Annotated in this window: 14 protein-coding genes and 1 pseudogene; 5 read left to right on the forward strand and 10 right to left on the reverse strand. The window is 71.3% G+C overall.

Annotated elements, in window-relative coordinates:
• Positions 1–25: 25 nt before the first annotated feature.
• Entirely contained in the window at positions 26–808 is a 783-nt protein-coding gene (locus OG599_RS22325; RefSeq protein ID WP_442809503.1) for a DUF6542 domain-containing protein, read from the reverse strand.
• Positions 809–1093: 285 nt separating this feature from the next.
• On the opposite strand from OG599_RS22325, the gene ychF reads away from it, so the two are divergent.
• On the forward strand, positions 1094–2182 hold the full coding sequence (gene ychF / locus OG599_RS22330; RefSeq protein ID WP_327177751.1) for a redox-regulated ATPase YchF: 1089 nt from the start codon (positions 1094–1096) through the stop codon (positions 2180–2182).
• A gap of 506 nt (positions 2183–2688) precedes the next feature.
• Here the strand turns inward: ychF and OG599_RS22335 are convergent.
• Together OG599_RS22335 and OG599_RS22340 are read right to left on the reverse strand one after the other, a co-directional pair.
• The gene (locus OG599_RS22335; protein ID WP_327177752.1) at positions 2689–2952 is read right to left on the reverse strand and encodes a type II toxin-antitoxin system RelE family toxin; all 264 of its coding nucleotides are present in this window, start codon (positions 2950–2952) and stop codon (positions 2689–2691) included.
• A complete protein-coding gene (locus tag OG599_RS22340; RefSeq protein ID WP_031033384.1) occupies positions 2945–3214 on the reverse strand; it encodes a type II toxin-antitoxin system Phd/YefM family antitoxin in 270 nt (89 codons plus the stop codon). Before OG599_RS22340 ends, OG599_RS22335 begins: the two co-directional genes overlap by 8 nt.
• A 296-nt stretch (positions 3215–3510) precedes the next feature.
• On the opposite strand from OG599_RS22340, the gene OG599_RS22345 reads away from it, so the two are divergent.
• Both OG599_RS22345 and OG599_RS22350 read left to right on the forward strand, forming a co-directional pair.
• Positions 3511–4005, forward strand: coding sequence for a GNAT family N-acetyltransferase (locus tag OG599_RS22345; RefSeq protein ID WP_327177753.1), 495 nt, complete (start codon positions 3511–3513; stop codon positions 4003–4005).
• Positions 4006–4144: 139 nt separating this feature from the next.
• A complete protein-coding gene (locus tag OG599_RS22350; protein ID WP_327177754.1) occupies positions 4145–5383 on the forward strand; it encodes an IS701 family transposase in 1239 nt (412 codons plus the stop codon).
• Between the two features lie 126 nt (positions 5384–5509).
• Here OG599_RS22350 and OG599_RS22355 read toward each other — a convergent pair.
• A pseudogene (locus OG599_RS22355) lies at positions 5510–6115 on the reverse strand (Uma2 family endonuclease); the annotation flags it as partial.
• A gap of 558 nt (positions 6116–6673) precedes the next feature.
• Here OG599_RS22355 and OG599_RS22360 point away from each other — a divergent pair.
• On the forward strand, positions 6674–8092 hold the full coding sequence (locus OG599_RS22360) for an ATP-binding protein (RefSeq protein ID WP_327177755.1): 1419 nt from the start codon (positions 6674–6676) through the stop codon (positions 8090–8092).
• 255 nt (positions 8093–8347) lie between these two features.
• Here the strand turns inward: OG599_RS22360 and OG599_RS22365 are convergent, their stop codons facing one another.
• From OG599_RS22365 to OG599_RS22390, 6 genes are all read right to left on the reverse strand, one after another.
• Positions 8348–9277 carry a quinone oxidoreductase family protein gene (locus tag OG599_RS22365; RefSeq protein WP_327177756.1) on the reverse strand — a complete coding sequence of 310 codons (930 nt, stop codon included), beginning with the start codon at positions 9275–9277 and terminating at the stop codon, positions 8348–8350.
• A gap of 70 nt (positions 9278–9347) precedes the next feature.
• Positions 9348–9917: a hypothetical protein gene (locus OG599_RS22370; protein WP_327180143.1), complete on the reverse strand. Its 570-nt coding sequence runs from the start codon at positions 9915–9917 to the stop codon at positions 9348–9350.
• 166 nt (positions 9918–10083) lie between these two features.
• Positions 10084–11394 carry a PP2C family protein-serine/threonine phosphatase gene (locus tag OG599_RS22375; protein ID WP_327177757.1) on the reverse strand — a complete coding sequence of 437 codons (1311 nt, stop codon included), beginning with the start codon at positions 11392–11394 and terminating at the stop codon, positions 10084–10086.
• Positions 11391–12245 (reverse strand): alpha/beta fold hydrolase, encoded by an 855-nt coding sequence (locus OG599_RS22380; RefSeq protein ID WP_327177758.1) that lies wholly within the window; start codon positions 12243–12245, stop codon positions 11391–11393. The genes OG599_RS22375 and OG599_RS22380 overlap by 4 nt, the downstream gene beginning before the upstream one ends.
• A gap of 93 nt (positions 12246–12338) precedes the next feature.
• Positions 12339–14957: a discoidin domain-containing protein gene (locus OG599_RS22385; RefSeq protein WP_327180144.1), complete on the reverse strand. Its 2619-nt coding sequence runs from the start codon at positions 14955–14957 to the stop codon at positions 12339–12341.
• A gap of 368 nt (positions 14958–15325) precedes the next feature.
• A complete protein-coding gene (locus OG599_RS22390; RefSeq protein WP_327177759.1) occupies positions 15326–16453 on the reverse strand; it encodes a threonine synthase in 1128 nt (375 codons plus the stop codon).
• A 342-nt stretch (positions 16454–16795) separates the two neighbouring features.
• Between OG599_RS22390 and OG599_RS22395 the strand changes: the two genes are divergently transcribed.
• Positions 16796–17548 (forward strand): GntR family transcriptional regulator, encoded by a 753-nt coding sequence (locus tag OG599_RS22395; protein WP_327177760.1) that lies wholly within the window; start codon positions 16796–16798, stop codon positions 17546–17548.
• The last annotated feature ends 33 nt before the right edge of the window (positions 17549–17581 follow it).

Here is a 17581-nt window from a genome sequence, read left to right on the forward strand (position 1 = left end):
CCCCGCCACGGGCGGGGCGCTGTTCCTACGCCTGGGGGGTGCGGCGGGCCGAGCCCTGTCCGACGGGGCCACCCCGCACCCCCGGGGCGGGACGCGTCTTCCCCGGCGCCTTCTCCGGTCGGGCCCGCCTACCCGGGCGGGGGGTGTCCTCCGGCCGGGGCTGGCCCTCCGGCCGTACGTCGGCGCCCGCGTTCCGGTCCCCGGCCTGCTGTCCGGCCTGCTGTCCGGCTCCGGTCGGCCGGAGCGCCCTGGCGGCGAGCAGCAGCTGCCGCTGCCGCATCTGCCGGACCTTGCGTACCGTCGCGATCACCCCGGCCACCAGCGTGCCCCCGTACAGCCAGCCGGCGTGCACCGCGAGCGCGGTGACGACCGCCATCAGCTGCCCGCCCAGCCCGCCGTCGCCCCCGGCGACCGGCAGCACACCGACGGCGAACGCGATCGGCACGCTGATCGGCGCGGTCACCAGGTCGGCGGGCCGCACCCAGAGCGCCGTCAGCGCGCTCACCGGTACGAACAGCACCCCGTAGACGAGCGCCGACGCGTCGAACAGCAACCACACCAGGCAGGCCAGCACGAACATCGCGGCGGCCGCGAAGAGCCCCGCGCCGATACCGGTCAGCCGGGGGTTCGGGAATCTGCGCAGCGCCAGCACCACGGGAGGCACGTTCCGCCGGGCGCCGGGCGTGCCGACCACCCGGTAGACGGCCGAACTCTCGGCGAGAGGGGCGCCGCCGCCCTGAGGGGCCGGGGCCGCCGAGGGCTCCTGGGGCTGCCTGCGCTGCGGGGGACGAGTCCTGTGCTGCTCCACCTGGACAACGTAGGTCGCGGAACAGGGTGAATCAGGCGTTGGACACGCGCTTTGGCCGAGCTTGGGGCTGCGTTCGACGTCACACGGCCGAATGAGGACCCTGTTCGGCGTCTCCCGGCGCGGTGCGCACCGGAAGGGCCCTGCTGCTGCCTTCCGCGAGCCCCTCCGCCGGACCCGTGACGGCACGGTCGGCCCCGCCCGTAAACTGGAGAATCGGTCCACTGCCGGGCCCGCCCGGCACGCCCCGCCCCTCCCGCCCCGTCCTCACTCCAGGAAGTCGCCAACGTGTCGCTCACGATCGGAATCGTCGGTCTGCCGAATGTCGGCAAGTCGACCCTGTTCAACGCCCTGACCAAGAACGACGTACTGGCGGCCAACTACCCGTTCGCCACCATCGAGCCGAACGTCGGCGTCGTCGGCGTGCCCGACCCCCGGCTGAACACGCTCGCGGGGATCTTCAACTCGCAGAAGATCCTCCCCGCCACGGTCGACTTCGTGGACATCGCCGGAATCGTGCGCGGCGCGAGCGAGGGCGAGGGCCTGGGCAACAAGTTCCTCGCGAACATCCGTGAGTCCGACGCGATCTGCCAGGTCATCCGCGCCTTCAAGGACGAGAACGTCGTCCACGTCGACGGCAAGGTCTCGCCCAAGGACGACATCGAGACGATCAACACCGAGCTGATCCTCGCCGACCTCCAGTCCGTCGAGAAGGCCGTCCCGCGCCTCACCAAGGAGTCCCGCCTCCAGAAGGAGAAGGTCGCCGTCCTGGCCGCGGTCGAGGAGGCCCAGACGATCCTGGAGTCCGGCCAGACCCTCTTCGCCGCCGGCATCACCGCCGCCACCGAGAAGGGCCGCCTCCTCCACGAGCTGCACCTCCTCACCACCAAGCCGTTCCTCTACGTCTTCAACGTCGACGAGGACGAGCTGGTCGACGAGGACTTCAAGAACGAGCAGCGCGCCCTGGTCGCCCCGGCCGAGGCCATCTTCCTCAACGCCAAGATCGAGTCCGAGCTCATCGAGCTGGACGACGAGGAGGCCCTGGAGCTCCTCCAGTCCATGGGCCAGGAAGAGCCCGGCCTCGCCACCCTCGGCCGCGTCGGCTTCGACACCCTGGGCCTCCAGACCTACCTCACGGCAGGCCCCAAGGAGACCCGCGCCTGGACGATCAAGAAGGGCGCCACGGCCCCCGAGGCGGCCGGTGTGATCCACACCGACTTCCAGAAGGGCTTCATCAAGGCGGAGATCATCTCCTTCGCCGACCTCGTCGAGACCGGCTCCGTCGCCGAAGCCCGCGCGAAGGGCAAGGCCCGCATGGAGGGCAAGGAGTACGTCATGCAGGACGGGGACGTGGTGGAGTTCCGCTTCAACGTGTGAGCGGATGAATAGCACCACGTCGCTGATGTGGCAAACAAGCAGATCAGGAGGGGCCGGGCTCTTGAAAGCCCGGCCCCTTCGTCCATACCGTGCTGGTTTGGTGCTGGATATTCTGACGATTAGTCACCTCTGCTGGACTCCGAGGATGGAACCGCTGTGACGACGCTGCCTGTACTTCCTGTACGTCGATGCCGGCACGCCAACGTTCGGCGAGGCAACCGCTGCTATGGGCCTCGCGCCGAACACGCGCGAGACGCTGCGCAAGAACTTCATGCGTCCTGAGGATTTCTCTCTGAGTATGCTGCACAAGTTTGTTGGAGCACTGTCGGAGATGGCGCCCTATCAGGATCCCGAGCACATGGTTCCTGTCATCACGGCGCTTTGGAACAGCGCTCAGTGGGAACGGGGTAGTGAGATGGAACAGCACCCGCACATAGGTGCAGAAGGCTAAAGGTTTTCCTCTGCGGGACATTGTGCTGGATGTTCTGGCGCTGGATCATTCGGGATCAGGTGTCGTAAACGGTGGAGCGATGCCCGACATGGATTACCCACACTACGAGCTCTCCCTTGTCGATCGTGTAGACGACCCGGTATTCGCCGACCCGCAGTCGACGGCGTTCTGGCTGTGACACGAGCGCGGTGGTGTTAAAACCGAGGGGGTCGCTTTCCAGTTCGGTCAGTTTGACCAGGATACGTAGGGCTGTGTCGCGAGGGATCTTCCGGAGCTCGGCCTGTGCCTCTGGTCGGAAGATGGTTCGGTATTCACTCACCGCGCGCCAGCGTCTCCCTCATGATGTCCTCGATCGGGATGCCGGGTGCCGGGTTGGCCATGCGTTCGTCGATGATCCGGTTGATCTCGCGCTCTTCCCATTCCTGGTATTTGCGCAGCACTTCGATGGAGACGACGGCGGCAATCTGTTTGCCCCGTCGGGTGATCACGGTGGGCACGTCATCTCGATCGGCGCGCTCCACGACCTCGGCCAGGTGCGCACGTACGTCGCGGATGGACTCTATGGGCAGTGGCTGCGTCATGCGGAAAAGCGTACCGGGTGTGCTATGTGTACACAACCTGCTTTGGGTGGAGCGGGTCGTGCCGTGCTGGATGAGCTGGGTCACTCGTCATCGTGCTGGATAGGTGCTGGATAGCCACCTCCAGTACTGCGTTTACGCAGGTGGGAGCCCTGTGTCGCAGATTCCGCTTCAACGTGTAGCGAGTTGGGTGCTGTTAGTACTCCAGCCGTAGATCGTCATGTGCCCTGGTCTTGGGGCTGTCTGCCGCTGGCGGAAACTCAGGTGGCCTCAGCGCACGATCTGGTTAGAGTCGGGCAATGCCCGAGCTGAAGCGGCTGCATGCCGGCCACGCCCCGGCGGTCCTGGCCTTCGAGCTGGCGAACCGCACCTACTTCGCTGTCTCGATCTCAGACCGCGGCGACGACTTCTTCGACCAGTTCGCCGACCGGTACAACGCCTCGCTGGCCGAGCAGGAGGCCGGCATCTGCGCCTTCTACGTGCTCGTCGCCGAGGACGGCTCGGTACTCGGCAGGTTCAACCTGTACGACTTGGAGGACAGCACTGCCAGACTCGGCTACCGGGTCGCGGAGCGGGTCGCCGGCCGCGGCGTGGCGACCGCGACCGTCCGGGAGCTGTGCCGGATGGCGACAGCGATGCACGGCCTGCGCACACTGCGGGCGGCCACCTCCCACGACAACGCCGCGTCCCAGAAAGTCTTGGCCAAGGCCGGGTTCGTCCCGGTTGGCCCTGCCACCCCGGCCGATCTCGGCGGCAAGTCTGGCATTTGGTACCAGCGCGACCTCCAGCGATAGACCTTGATCTTGCTCGTGGGTCGGCTGCGGGAAGGCTGCGGCCACCGCTGATCATCGGTGTGTGAAGACTAACGATCTTGCGGTGGCCGCAGGCCACAGCGTAGACCCTGCTCGCTGGCAGGAAGCGTTCGAGGTCCTGATGAGCCGGATAGCCGGCCGGTTCGGCCGGGTTGAACCCCGGCGTCGGGTACGGGATCTGGTGCTGGGGCTGCTGTCGGACCTGCCACGCAAAAACTGCTGGAGCATCGCCGAGTGGGCCGGAGAGGCCACCCCGGACGGCATGCAGCACCTGCTCGGCCGGGCCCGATGGGATGCCGGCGCCGTGCGCGATGACGTGCGCGAGTACGTCCTGGAGCATCTGCACGACGAGGGTGCAGTGCTGGTGGTCGACGAGACCGGGGACGTGAAGAAGGGTACGCACACCGTCGGTGTCCAGCGCCAGTACACCGGCACCGCCGGGAGGATCGAAAACGCGCAAGTCGCTGTCTACCTCGTCTATGCGGGACGGCGCGGGCACGCGGCGGTGGACCGGGAGCTGTACGTCCCGCGCTCCTGGACGCGCGACCCAGACCGCTGCCGAGCCGCGGGCCTGGACGAGGACACCGTCTTCGCGACCAAGCCGGAGCTGGCCGCCCGCATGATCGGCCGGTTCCTCGATGCCGGGCACCGCGCCGACTGGGTCGCGGCAGACGAGGTCTACGGCGGCAACCTGAAGCTGCGCTCCGCGCTGGAAGAACGCCAGGTCGGCTACGTGCTCGCCGTCGCCTGCTCACATGAACTCACCACCGGCGCGGGGAAGTTCCGCGCGGATGCCCTGGCCGCGAAGGTGCCCAGACGGGCCTGGCAGAAGCTGTCGGCCGGGGCCGGTGCGAAGGGGCACCGCTTCTACGACTGGGCCGTCATCGACCTGGCCGAACCCCGCCCCGGCAGCCGCCAGCTGCTGATCCGCCGCAACCGCACCACCGGTGAACTCGCCTACTACCGCTGCTTCTCACCCGCCCCGGTGCCCCTGACCGCCCTGGTCCACGTCGCTGGATCAAGGTGGCGGGTGGAGGAGACCTTCCAGTCCGGAAAGGGCCTGGCCGGACTCGACGAGCACCAGGTCCGCCGCTACACCTCCTGGTCCCGCTGGGTCACCCTGGCCATGCTCGCTCACGCCTTCCTCGCCGTTGTCCGCGCCGACGAACACGCCCGACACCCCGCACCTGACGGGCTCATCCCGCTCACCTGCAACGAGATCCAGCGACTGTTCATCACCTTGGCCGTCCGGCCCGTGCACGAGGTAGCCCACCGGCTCGCCTGGTCCGCCTGGCGACGCCGCCACCAGGCTCGAGCCCAAGCAAGCCATTACCGACGACAAGCCGCGAATCAGACATGAAGATCACGATCTACGGCTGGAGTATTAGCCAGCAGTTTCGTCAAGAATGCTGGTCAGAGGGGTCGGACTCTGGTGAGTCCGACCCCCACCGCGTGCACGTGCCGACTTGGTGCTGACTCGGCTGCGGCGGGGTGGAGCGAGCTTCTCCAGGTCGAGGTTGATCTCGAAGGGCACCGGACGGTTGAGCGAGCCCCTGAAGATGCCAACGGGTACATAGGTGGCGGTTGGCTCGTCAAGTTCGTAGACGTGGACGCTCGTCAAGTTCGTAGACGTGGACGATGGGTGCTCCGCCCTCGTCCTCGATGCGCCAGTAGTGCGGGATGCCGGCCTCTGCGTATGTGTGGAGCTTTACCGTGCTGTCCCGGTGTGCGGACTCGTGGGAGACCACCTCGACGGCGAGTCGTACTTTCGTACTTCATCCGGTGCGAACCAGGTGCGGTCGCCGTCGAAGTCGGCCGTCGTCACCAGCAGATCCGGCTCGGGCCGATTGCGTTGATCGAGTTTGATGGTCATCTCCCGTCCGACCCTTACGTCGGCCGGCGCCTGCTCCATGAGAGCCACGGTGAGCATCGTGACGAGATGGCCGTGCCACCACCGCTGCGGGGACCTCATGAATACGAGGGCTCCGTCGATCAGCTCGGTGTGGCGCGGTGCTTCCGGGAGGCGGTCCAGGTCCTCCGCGAACCAGCCTTCCGCGCGGGGCGGGCGCATCCAGTCGGGCAGTGCGGTCATGGCTCAACCGTAGGGACTCAGTGAGGTCCGGGCCACGAGGTCGACGACGGCCGAAACGAGAACCGCCCTCGTCACCCACACGCGGGTCGTCTGCCCGCGCTGCACGCTCATCAGGACGCACCTCGTCCGAGAACATCGGGAGCGGCGAGTCGGGCGCGTAGCCGACCGGCACGTGGGCGGCCTGGTCGGGGTGGCGCTTCGTGCCCCGCGCGGAAACCCCACCGGGGTGATGCCGCGCTCCCGGCCGGCGGGCTCCTCCAGGAGCCAGGTCTTCCGGCGCGTGAAGTGCACCCTCTTCGCGTCCCGGCCGTGCGCATGCGACCAGGCGAGCGTTTCGTCACCGGCTCGGCTCCCTGCGTAGCCGGTACGCGGGGACCGGGGCGCCGACTTTCGAGTACTCCGGCGTATCGATGAAGGGATGACCTACGGGCACATGGAGGCGAAGGCTCGGGAGACGGGGGTGAGGAGGGGACCTTGTCCTCGGCATGGTGGAGCGAGGGGCTTATGCTAACTTCCATGTTACTAACGTGCGTGTTAGTAACATGGAAGTAGGTGGCCATGGCTGAGTTCGTAGGTCGTCGCCAGGAGCTGGCGACATTGGGGCGAGAGCTGCACAAGGTGGCGGCCGGGGTCGGTGGTGAGCGGCCCGGTCGGTGCGTGATGTTGCGTGGACGGCGCCGGGTGGGCAAGTCGCGACTGGTCGAGCGGTTCGCGGAGCGCTCCGGGGCCCCTTTCCTGTTCTACGCGGCGACCGGCGCGTCCCCGGTGGATGATCTTGCGCGGCTGGCCAGGGACGCGCAGGCGTCGACGCTGCCGATGGCGCACCTCGTGGCCGCCGCGCGGCCGGAGAGCTGGGACGCCGCGTTCGATCTACTGGCTGCGGCACTGCCCGCCGACCGGGCGAGCGTGATGGTCGTCGACGAGGTGCCGTACCTGATGGACGCCGGTGGCGCCTTCGAGGGGATGCTGCAGCGGGCCTGGGACCGGGTGCTGGAGACCAAGCCGGTACTGCTTGTCCTCATCGGATCGGACCTGTCGATGATGGAAGCCCTGAACGGCTACGGTCGCCCCTTCCACCAGCGGGGCCGGGAGATGGTGCTGGGGCCGTTGAACCCCGCCGAGGTCGGGCAGATGCTCGGCCTGGAGCCGGCGGAGGCGTTCGACGCAGCCCTGGTCACCGGCGGGCTGCCGCTGATCTGCGCGGAATGGCCGGGAGGTGCCGGGCTCTGGGACTTCCTCGGCGAGGCGCTGAGCGACCCGGTCTCGGCCCTGCTGGTGTCGGCCGAGCGTTCGCTGGCTGCCGAATTTCCGCCGCAGGCTCAGGCGCGTGCGGTGCTGGGGGCCATCGGCAGCGGTGAGCGGACCTTCACCAACATCGCCCGTGCGGCCGGCGGAATCGGGGCCACACCCCTGCTGCGGGCGCTGGAACTGCTTACGGACAAGCGGATCGTCGCCGCGGAACTGCCTGTGTCGCTGCGTCCCTCGAAGGATCGGCGCTATCGGGTGGCCGACCCCTACCTGCGGTTCTGGCTCCACCTACTGGGGCCGTCCATGGAGGAGATCGAGCGCGGGCGGGGTGATCTCACCTTGGCGCGCATCCGTGAAAACTGGACCAGTTGGCGTGGACGCGCCGTCGAACCTCTCGTCCGCGAGGCTTTGGCCCGGATACTGCCCGACGACCGGCTGCCCGCGGCCCCTGCGGTGGGCGGCTACTGGACCCGTACCAACGACATCGAAATCGACATCGTCGGGGCGGACCGTGGCCCCATCGCCAAGGAAGTACTCTTCGTCGGCTCCGTCAAGTGGCTGGAGCAGTCGCCCTTCGACCGGCACGACTTGGCGGCTCTCCACCGGCATCGGGCCGCCCTCACCGACGCACCCGTTCCTGTTGTGGCGGTTTCGCGCAGCGGAGTCGAGTGCCCCGGACTTGATGCGGCCTATGGGCCCGGTGATCTGCTGGCAGCTTGGCCGCTCTGAGTGGCGGATCGCAGGCGCGGAGTCGGAGCTGGTGATCGCCAAGTTCGGACTCAGGCTCCGGGACTTGCCGGTCGGCAGGAGCGAGCCGGGGAGCCGATCACCGTCACGGCGGCTCGCGGGCTGTACGAGGAGAGGGGCTCACGGTGGAGCCCCGGTCGATCAAGCTGGTCCAACTCATTCACGGCCCGAAGTCTGAGCCCGCCTCCTGAGCGCGCGTCCGGCCGAGGGTGGCGGCACCCTCGGCCGCCCGCCCCCTCAGAACTCCAGCACGATCCGCCCCCGTACACCCCCGGCCGCCAAAGAGCGGTGGGCCTCGGCTGCCTGGTGGGCGGGGAGGGTGTACGCGACACGCGGGGTCAGGACCTTGTCGTCGGCGAGCTGCCGCAGGTGTTCGAGGGCCTCGTGGTTCAGCGCGTGGTCGGAGACGAGGACCGGGTGGAAGGTGACGCCGCGCTCGGGCTCGCCCTGGTAGCGGCGGACCGTCACGATCCGGCCACCGTCCCGTACGGCGGGGAGGGCGGCCCGGTCGAGGTGCGCGCCGTCCACGAGCCCGTCGGCTCCTTCGGGCAGGTGGCGGCGTACCTCCTCGGGGAAGCCCTCGCCGCGGGGGAGGACGAGGTCGGCGCCCAGGCCGCGGACGAGTTCCTCGTCCTTCGGCGCCGCGTCGGCCACGACCCGCAGGCCCGCGGCCTTGGCGAGTTCGATGGTGTAGCCGCCCAGCGCCCCGGCCGCCCCGGTGACGGCGATGGTTCCGCCGGCGGGCAGGCCGAGCGACTCCAGCGCCGCCCAGGCGGTCAGCGCGTTCATCGGGAGGGTCGATGCCTCGGCGTCGCTCGCTCCCGCAGGCACCCGTACGACGGACTCGGCCGGGACGACGATCCGCTCGGCGTACGCGCCGTGCGTGCCCTTCGGGACCACGACGGCCATCACGCGGTCTCCGACGCGCAGGTCGGTCCGTACGCCCTCGCCGATCTGGTCGACCACCCCGGCGGCGTCCATGCCGGGCACGAGGGGCGGGGCCGGGTCGCGTCGGCCCGCGCCGCTGATCAGCAACATGTCCGTCGGGTTGACCGCGGCGGCGCTCACCCGTACTCGGATCTGGCCCGGACCCGCCTCGGGGGCCGGGAGTTCCAGGACCTCCAGCACCTCGGGTCCGCCGAACCGCTTTGCTCCCACACTGTTCATGAGGCGGTCCAACACGGGGCCGGGCCGCGCTATTCCTTCGGGCCCTTCGGCGCCTCTTCGGCCAACTGGCTTACGTGGAAGCGGATTCGAGGGCGTTCGGGCCGAGGGCTGCGGTGATCGCCGCGGTGAGGGGGCGTCCGGAGAGGACGTGGCGGACGGCGTCGAGGGGGACCGGGCGCTCGTAGTAGTCCTCGAAGTAGGACTGGACGGCCTCGGGGGAACGGTCGGTGAGGAGGCGGAAGAGGTAGGCGGAGCCGTCCGGGTCCTCGACGCCGGGCGGGAAGTCGATGTCCGAGCCGGTGTGCCACTCGGTGTCGCCGTTCGTCCGCCACAGGCAGGTGGTGACCCGGGGGACGTCGATGCCCTCCTCGAAGAAGGCGGGTTCGTCCAGGAGCGGACTCAGCGCGGCGGGCACCTCGTCGATGACGCCGGGCCAGACCTCCTCGTCGTCCGTGCCGTACGGGCTCATCCTCGACTCGTGGTCGAACCCGCGTATGAGCACGCCGGCCGGGGTGAAGAGGACGGAGAAGTCGTCCCCCGAGCCGTTGTCCATCAGGGCCGCTTCTTCCCCGGGGCCCCAGTCGGCGTCGAAGGTGTAGCAGCAGTCGTCCGGGTCGTCGCCGATCGTGGCGTCCAGCACCGCCAACGCGCGCAGGTGGGCGCGGAGTTCGTCGGGGCCGGGGAGGCGGGCGGCGGTTTCGCGCAGGGTGCTCTTGGCGTCATGAAAGCAGCACCCACTGACATCGCGGTGCGGCCGGTCGCTCCCTGGCGGGTGACCAGGCCGGACACCGGATGGATTCTCGGTCTCAGGTGGTTTTCGCCCCGCCCGCCGGAACTCCCAGGGCGAGCAGGGCGGTGTCGTCGGTGAGGCCCTCGCCGAAGCCGTCCAGCAGGCCGGTGAGGGCGGCGACGACGGCGTGGGCGGGGTCGCCGGCCCGGCTTCGGGCGAAGTCGCGCAGTGCCTCGTCGCCGTAGAAGCCGGTGCCGTCCGGGCCGGTGCGGGCTTCGGTGAGGCCGTCGGTGTAGAGCAGGAGGGTGTCGCCGGGGGCGAGCCGGGTGTCGGCGGTGACGAAGGCGGGGTCGGGCAGGATGCCGACCAGGAGGCCGCCGGGGGTGGGCAGGTAGTCGGCGCGGCCGTCGGCGCGCAGGACGAGGGCCGGCGGGTGGCCGCCGGAGGCGAGGTGGACGTCGACCTGTCCGGGGGCGGGGGCGGGTTCGAGGACGCCGAAGACGGCGGTGCAGTAGCGGGGGTCGTCGCCCGAGTAGCGCTCGTACAGCACCGTGTTGAGCGTGGCGAGGGCCGATACGGGGTCGGGGTCGTGCAGGGCCGCCGCGCGCAGGGTGTGGCGGGTCAGCGCGGTGATGGCGGCGGCCTGCGGGCCCTTGCCGCACACGTCGCCGAGGAAGAAGGCGAACCGGGTGTCGTCGACGGGGAAGACGTCGTAGAAGTCGCCGCCGAGCCGGTCGGGGGAGGCGGTGTGGTAGTGCGCGGCCGCCTCCATGCCCGGGACCGGCGGCAGGCTGTCGGGCAGCAGCGCCTGCTGGAGCACCGCGAGGGCGTCCTGCAACCTGGTGCGGTCGGCCTGGGCACGCCGGGTGGCCTCCTCGGCGGCCCTGCGGGCCCGCAGGAGCTCCTCCTCGTAGGCGCGGCGGTCGCGGGCGTCGAAGACGGTGACGCGGATCAGCAGCGGGTCGCCGTCGGCGCCGTTCTTGACCGTGGCCGAGACGAGCACCGGCATCCGGTCCCCGCCGGACCGCTTGATCTCGAGGGCGATCCCGCTGATGGTGCCCCGCATGCGCAGCAGCGGGGCGAAGTGCGTCTCGTGGTAGAGCTTGCCGCCCATGGTCAGCAGATCGACGAACCGCATCCGGCCCACCACCGACTCCCGCGCGAGACCGAGCCAGTCCAGGAGTGTGCGGTTGATCTTCGCGACGGTGCCGTCCATCAGCGTCGACAGGTAGCCGCAGGGGGCGCTCTCGTACAGTTCCTCGGCGCTGGGCTCCAGGAGGGCCGTGAACGCGTCCGCCCCGGGGGGTGGGTCGGGGTCCGGCCCCGTCCCGGGGGCGCGGTCCGGACCCGTTCCGGGGTCGGGTTCTCGGGCCGCTGGGCCCGTCATCCCGGGCCGGCCAGGAACTCGGTGATCGCCGCGTTGGTGGCTTCGGGCGCCGACAGCTGGGGGCAGTGGCCGGTCGCGTCGAGGGTGACGAGGGTCGAGCCGGGGATCGCGCGATGCACGTACGCGCCGACTTCCGGCGGCGCGATGATGTCCTGGGCGCACTCCAGGATCAGGGTCGGTACGTTCACTCCCGCCAGGTCCGCGCGACTGTCGGAGAGGAACGTGGTGCGGGCGAAGACGCGCGCCATGTCCGGGTCGGTGGCGCAGAAGCTGTTGGTCAGCTCCTGGCCCAGTTCGGGCCGCTCCGGGTTGCCCATGATCATCGGGGCCATCGCGGAGGACCAGCCCAGATAGTTCAGTTCGAGCGACGCCAGCAGCTCGTCGATGTCCTCGGCGCTGAAGCCGCCCCGGTAGCCTTCCTGGCCGGTGCCCCCGCCAGTGCCTCCGCCGGTGCTGTCCTCGCCGGCGTCCTCGTCGATGTACCGGGGCGACGGGGCGATCATCACCAGGGTGCCGATCCGGGCGGGTGCCGCCTGCGCGGCCAGTACGCCGATCATGGCGCTGACCGAGTGCCCCACGAACACCGCCCGGTCGAGGTCCAGCTCCTCCAGGACGTCCACCACGTCCTGGGCGTACCCGTGGAGCGAGGAGTAGCGCTCCTCGCTCCAGGCCGACAGGTCGGAGCCCCCCGAACCGACGTAGTCGAAGAGCACCACCCGGTACTCCTCGGCCAGCGCCGGCACGGTCATGCGCCACATGTTCTGGTCGCACCCGAATCCGTGCGCCAGCACCACCACCGGCCCCTGCGGGTTACCGGTGACGGTGACGTTGTTCCTGCGCCGGATGTCCATGCCAACCATCCTCGCAGCCGTCGCGGAACGCTACGACCCGGACGACTCATGGGACGCGCTCGACCCGGAAGCCCCGCCGGTCGGCGAGGCTTCCTACCGCACCCCCAGCTCCGCGATCCCGGCCGGCTTCGCCGGGTCCGCCGAGACCACCGTCACCCGCACCGCCCGCGCCGTGGCGCCCGGCACGTACGGCTGCCAGGTGCGGCCGTCCGCCGAGGCCTCCACCGTGTGCGAGGCGGGCGGTACGTCGCTCCAGACCGGGGTCACCGAGGTGATCCGCAGGGCGTGGTCCAGCCGGACCGTGAGGGTGCCGGTGGCCCCGTCGGGGGACCAGGCGGTGGCGGGGGAGCCGTCCACCGCGGCCTGTGCGTAGAGCCCGGGGGACTCCGAGTCGGCGGTGGCCGGGCGGCAGCGGGCGGCGTCGTCGGTGGGGGTCAGGTCGGGGCGGCGGGTGGGCAGGACCAGGGTGGAGGCCAGGCGCCTCGGCCCCGTCGGGGTGTGCACGGTGAACGGGGCGCCCGACACCAGCCGGACCGTGGTGGTGCGGGGCCCGAGCGCGATGTCGTAGGTGCGTCCCCGGTGGCGCAGCCCCTTCAGCGTGACGCCCGCGCCCAGCTGCGGCGGCAGCACGGGGTCGAGCCGGATGCCGTCCTCGCGGAGGCGCAGCCCGGTCAGGCCGTGGGTGAAGACCTGGAGGAAGCCGCCCTTGCCGGTGAGGAAGTCCTCGGCGGGGAACCCCGACAGCGGGTCCGAGGCGCCCGCCTTCGCGCCGCGCGCCTCGGAGAAGAGACCGAACGGGCCGCGCATGAAGGGGCGTACGGAGCGCTGGAGGTACGTGTACGTGGCGCACCCCGGCTCCCCGATGGCGGCGGCGTCGATGGCGTGCACCGAGTCCGTCATGGCGGGGCCGTCCGGATCGGTGCGGGCGGCGTAGAAGTCGAGGGTGGCCGCGGCGGCGCCCGGCTCCATCGGCCACTCCAGCGGGTACATCAGCAGCACCGTGTCGGCCTGCTTGATCGTGGAGCCGTTGTACCCCGCGTACTGGAGGAAGATCTTGCGCTCCGCGTCGTACGGGATGCGCAGCCCGTCCGCGACCCGCTGCCAGGCGGCGGGCGCAGGGTGGCCGAGGATGGCCGCGGCGCGTGCGGCGTCGCGCAGGGCGGTCGCGGCGACCGCGTTGGTGAAGACCCCGTCGGTGACGCCGTTGCTGTACTCGTCGGGACCGGCGACGTTCACGACCGACCAGCCGCCGTCCGGGTTCGCCGTGGCCCGCGACGCCCAGAAGTCGGCGATCCCGCTCAGCAGCGGCCAGCCGCGCTCGGCCAGCCAGGTGCGGTCGCCGGTGGCCAGCCAGTACTGCCAGACCGCCAGCGCCACATCGCCCTGGAGGTGGTTCTGGGTGAGGCAGTGCGGCGGGTCCCAGCTCTGGCACTCGGAGTCCAGGCGGCCCCGGCTCGCGCTGGTCCACGGGTAGAACAGCCCGTCGTACCCCAGCTTCTCGGCGTTCGCGCGGGCCGCGTCCCGGGTGCGGTAGCGGTACTCCACCACCGTGCGGGCGAGCTCGGGGCGGGTGGCGAGCAGCCCCGGGTACATCCACGTCTCGGCGTCCCAGAAGATCATGCCCGCGTAGTTGTCGCTGGTCGCACCGGCCGGCGCGATGCTGTCGGAGGCGGCTGGGCGGGTCGCGGCGAGCAGCCCGTACTGGGCCGCCCGCAGCCACCGCTGGAGGTCCGGGCTGCCCGGCACCAGCACGTCGGAGGACCAGTCGCGGCGCCAGAGCGCCGCGCTGTCGGCCAGCACCCGCGCCCAGCCGCGCCCCGCCGCCCGCCTCGATGCCGCGCGCGCCGAGGCGAGCGGGGTGGGCGAGGTCAGGGCGGTGTCGACGCCGACGTACTTCTCGACGGTGTACGACCGCCCCGCGCGCACCCGCAGCTCCCGGACGAGCCCCGCGCCCTTGCCCTGGTCCGGGTCCTGGGCCGGGTCCGGGTCCTGGCCCCGGTCCGGGGCCGGGCGCAGGGTCTGGACGACCGCGCCGTCCACCTCCGTACCGTGCGTGCGGAAGGTCCCGTCGTCGGCGACCGTCATCCGGCGCGCGCCCCGCGCGTCGAGCCGCCCGGTGACCGTCGCCGTGCCGGTCCACCGGGGCGTCAGCGTGAGCCGTACGGCACCGGCGTGGACGTCGGAGCGGTCCGCCAGGACCTCGTACACCAGGTCGGTGGCCCTGCCGTCCGCGGTGGTCCACCGCAGGGAGGTGCGGACCAGCCCGCAGGCGAGGAAGAGGGTCTGGCGGTAGTGCGAGATCCGGCCGGACGGGGTGTCCGGGCCGAAGGTCTCCGCGCCGACGCGGAGGTCGAGCGGGGTCCAGCTCGGCAGCGCGGCGAGGACCTCGCGCCCCTCGGTGGTGCCGGGCTCGGCCCCGTAGAGGCCGGTGACGAACGCCCCGTCGTAGCGCGGGGTGTAGAGCGGCCAGCCGGTCTTCTCCGGGCGCTCGGCGTAGCCGGTTCCGGCCGGGGGGACGCGGTGGCCGAGGTAGCCGTTGCCGACGTACGGGTCGTACCCCCCGGCCTCGCCGTACCGGGTGGAGGTCAGCTCCCACGCCGGGTCGGGCGCGAGTGGAGCGGCGGTGGCCGGCGCCGTCCGGGCCGTGCAGGAGGGCGGGGCGGGGGAGGGCCGTGGGCCCTGGGCGGACACCTGGCCCGGCGTCACGATCATGGTCAGCAGAGCGGTGGTCAGGCAGCCGACGAGGGAGGTGCGCGCATGGGTCACCCGTACGAAAATAGGGACGCGACCGGCGGGCGCCCGGCGCGGCACGGCCGGCCACGCGTACGGCAGGCGGACGGCCGACGGGGCTGCCCGCCGGATGGAGCAGCGGCGCCCGTGGACGCCCCCGCGCCACGCTGAACGCGGACGAGGGCGAGGGCGAAGGAAGGGGACTCGCCTCGATGCTCCTGCTCTTCGCCCCGGAGCTCCGCGGGAGGAGTACGTCGAGAAGGCGGCCGAGGCCGTCCACTGGTCAAAGGAGGAGCGCGCGGAGTTCTTCGTCAAGCACGACACCCACTGGGCGGGCGACTGACGCACCCTCAGGCGGCCATCCCCGTCTTGAGGCCCGCGCCGCACACCGGGACCACGACGCTGCCGTCCGTCCACCCGCCGACCGCCGCCCAGCAGGCCACGGCCGTGGTCTCCGCGTAGAGCCCGCGCCGGGCCAGATCCCGCTGGGCCTCCCGGATCTGCTCCTCCGTCACCGTGCGGAAGGTGCCGCCGGATTCGCGTACCGCCGCCAGGATCTGCGCCGCGCGCGGCGGGTCCGCGATGGCGATGCCCTCGGCGAGCGTCGGCGCCGGGGCCGCCGGCTGCCGCAGGGCGGCCGCACCGGCGTGGAAGCCGGCGGCGAGCGGGGAGACCGCCTCCGCCTGGACGGCGATCAGGGCGGGGCGCCGGTCGACGAGGCCCTGCGCGAGGAGTTCGGCGGTGGCGAGGGCGGCGCCGAGCAGCAGGGTGCCGTTGCCGACCGGAACCGCCAGGGCGTCGGGGAGCCGGCCGCCGAGGTCCTCCCAGAGTTCGTACACGTAGGTCTTGGTGCCGTGCAGGAAGTACGGGTTGAAGACGTGCGAGGCGTAGAAGGTGCCCGGCTCGTCGGCGGCGGCGCGGGCAGCCAGCGCGGTGGCCGTACGGTCGCCGGGGACGATCTCCAGCCGGGCGCCGTGGGCCCGGATCTGCTCGGTCTTCTTGGCCGAGGTGCCCTCGGGGACGTACACCGTGCACGGCAGTCCGGCGCGGGCGCAGTAGGCGGCGACGGAGGTGCCCGCGTTGCCGCTGCTGTCCGCGACGACCCGGTCCGGTCCCAGGCGCCGCGCGAGCTCCGCCAGCATCACCGCGCCGCGGTCCTTGAAGGAGAGCGTCGGCATGAGGTGGTCGAGCTTCGCCGAGACGGTGCCGGTGAGCGCGACCAGCGGCGTACGCCCCTCACCGAGCGAGACGGCGGGGTCGGCGAGCGGCAGTGCCTCCCGGTAGCGCCACAGGGAGTTGACGCGCCTCGCGAGGGTGTTCCGGTCGAGCGGCCCCGCCGGGGTGAAGTCGAGGTCCCACGGGCCTCGGCACTCCGGGCAGCACCAGTGCGCGGTGGCGGCGTCGGCCGTGGTCCCGTCCCGCGGGCAGCGGTACGGCGGCAGGGGCGGGGGCGGAGGGGCGGTCACCGGTGCGGGCATGGGGCCAGCCTGCCAGCCGCCGGGGCGGCCCGGGTGCCTACGGAGCAGATCGCGTGGCCCGCGTGCGCCCCGCGCACTCCCCGCACACGGAGGCCGCGGACCCGGGCGACCACCCGTGCGGGCCGGTCGCCGGGGAGGCACGTGTCACTTCCTCCGGCTTCCGGCGCTTGCGGAGGGCGCGAAGTGGGCAGAGAACGGCCGGGAGAGCTGTGGTGATGCCGTTCGGACCATGCGTGGAGCGCCTCCGAATCATCACTTTGAGTGAAACCCTGGCCATTGCTTGTCTTGCACCACTCACGGTTGCGACTCTGTTGCGGTCTGTCAACTTGTTGGGAGTGGCCAGTGACTTTCGGTGAGCAGCCCGCCTATCTGCGCGTGGCGAGCGATCTGCGGGAGAAGATCGTCAAGGGAGCGCTGCCGCCCCATACCCGTCTGCCGTCCCAGGCGCGCATCCGTGAGGAGTACGGCGTCTCGGACACCGTCGCGCTGGAGGCGCGGAAGGTCCTCATGGCCGAGGGGCTGGTGGAGGGGCGCTCCGGCTCCGGTACGTACGTCCGGGCGCGTCCGGTGCCGCGCAGGATCGCCCGGTCCGGCTACCGGCCCGGGTCGGGGTCGAGTCCGTTCCGTCAGGAGCAGAGCGCGGAAGGCGTGCGCGGCACCTGGGAGTCCAGGAGCGAGCAGGAGGAGGCCGGTCCGGAGATCGCCGCGCGCCTCGGCATCGAGCCGGGGGAGCGGGTCATGCGCACCCGGTACGTCTTCCGGGACGCGGGCGAGCCGATGATGCTCTCGACCTCCTGGGAGCCGCTCGCGGTCACCGGGCGGACCCCGGTGATGCTCCCCGAGGAGGGGCCGCTGGGCGGCTGCGGGGTGGTCGACCGGATGGCGGCGATCGACATCGTGGTGGACAACGTGACCGAGGAGGTCGGCGCCCGGCCGGGACTGGCGGACGAACTCGGCGACCTCGGCGGGGTGCCGGGCCACGTGGTCATGGTCATCGCGCGCACCTACTACGCGGGCGGGCAGGCGGTCGAGACCGCCGACGTGGTCGTCCCCGCCGACCGCTACCGCGTCGCCTACCACCTGCCGGTCAGGTAGGGCCGCCCCCCGGCCCGCCCCCTGGCCCGCCCG

Origin of the sequence: Streptomyces sp. NBC_01335, from assembly GCF_035953295.1 — a bacterium.
Lineage (GTDB): Bacteria > Actinomycetota > Actinomycetes > Streptomycetales > Streptomycetaceae > Streptomyces.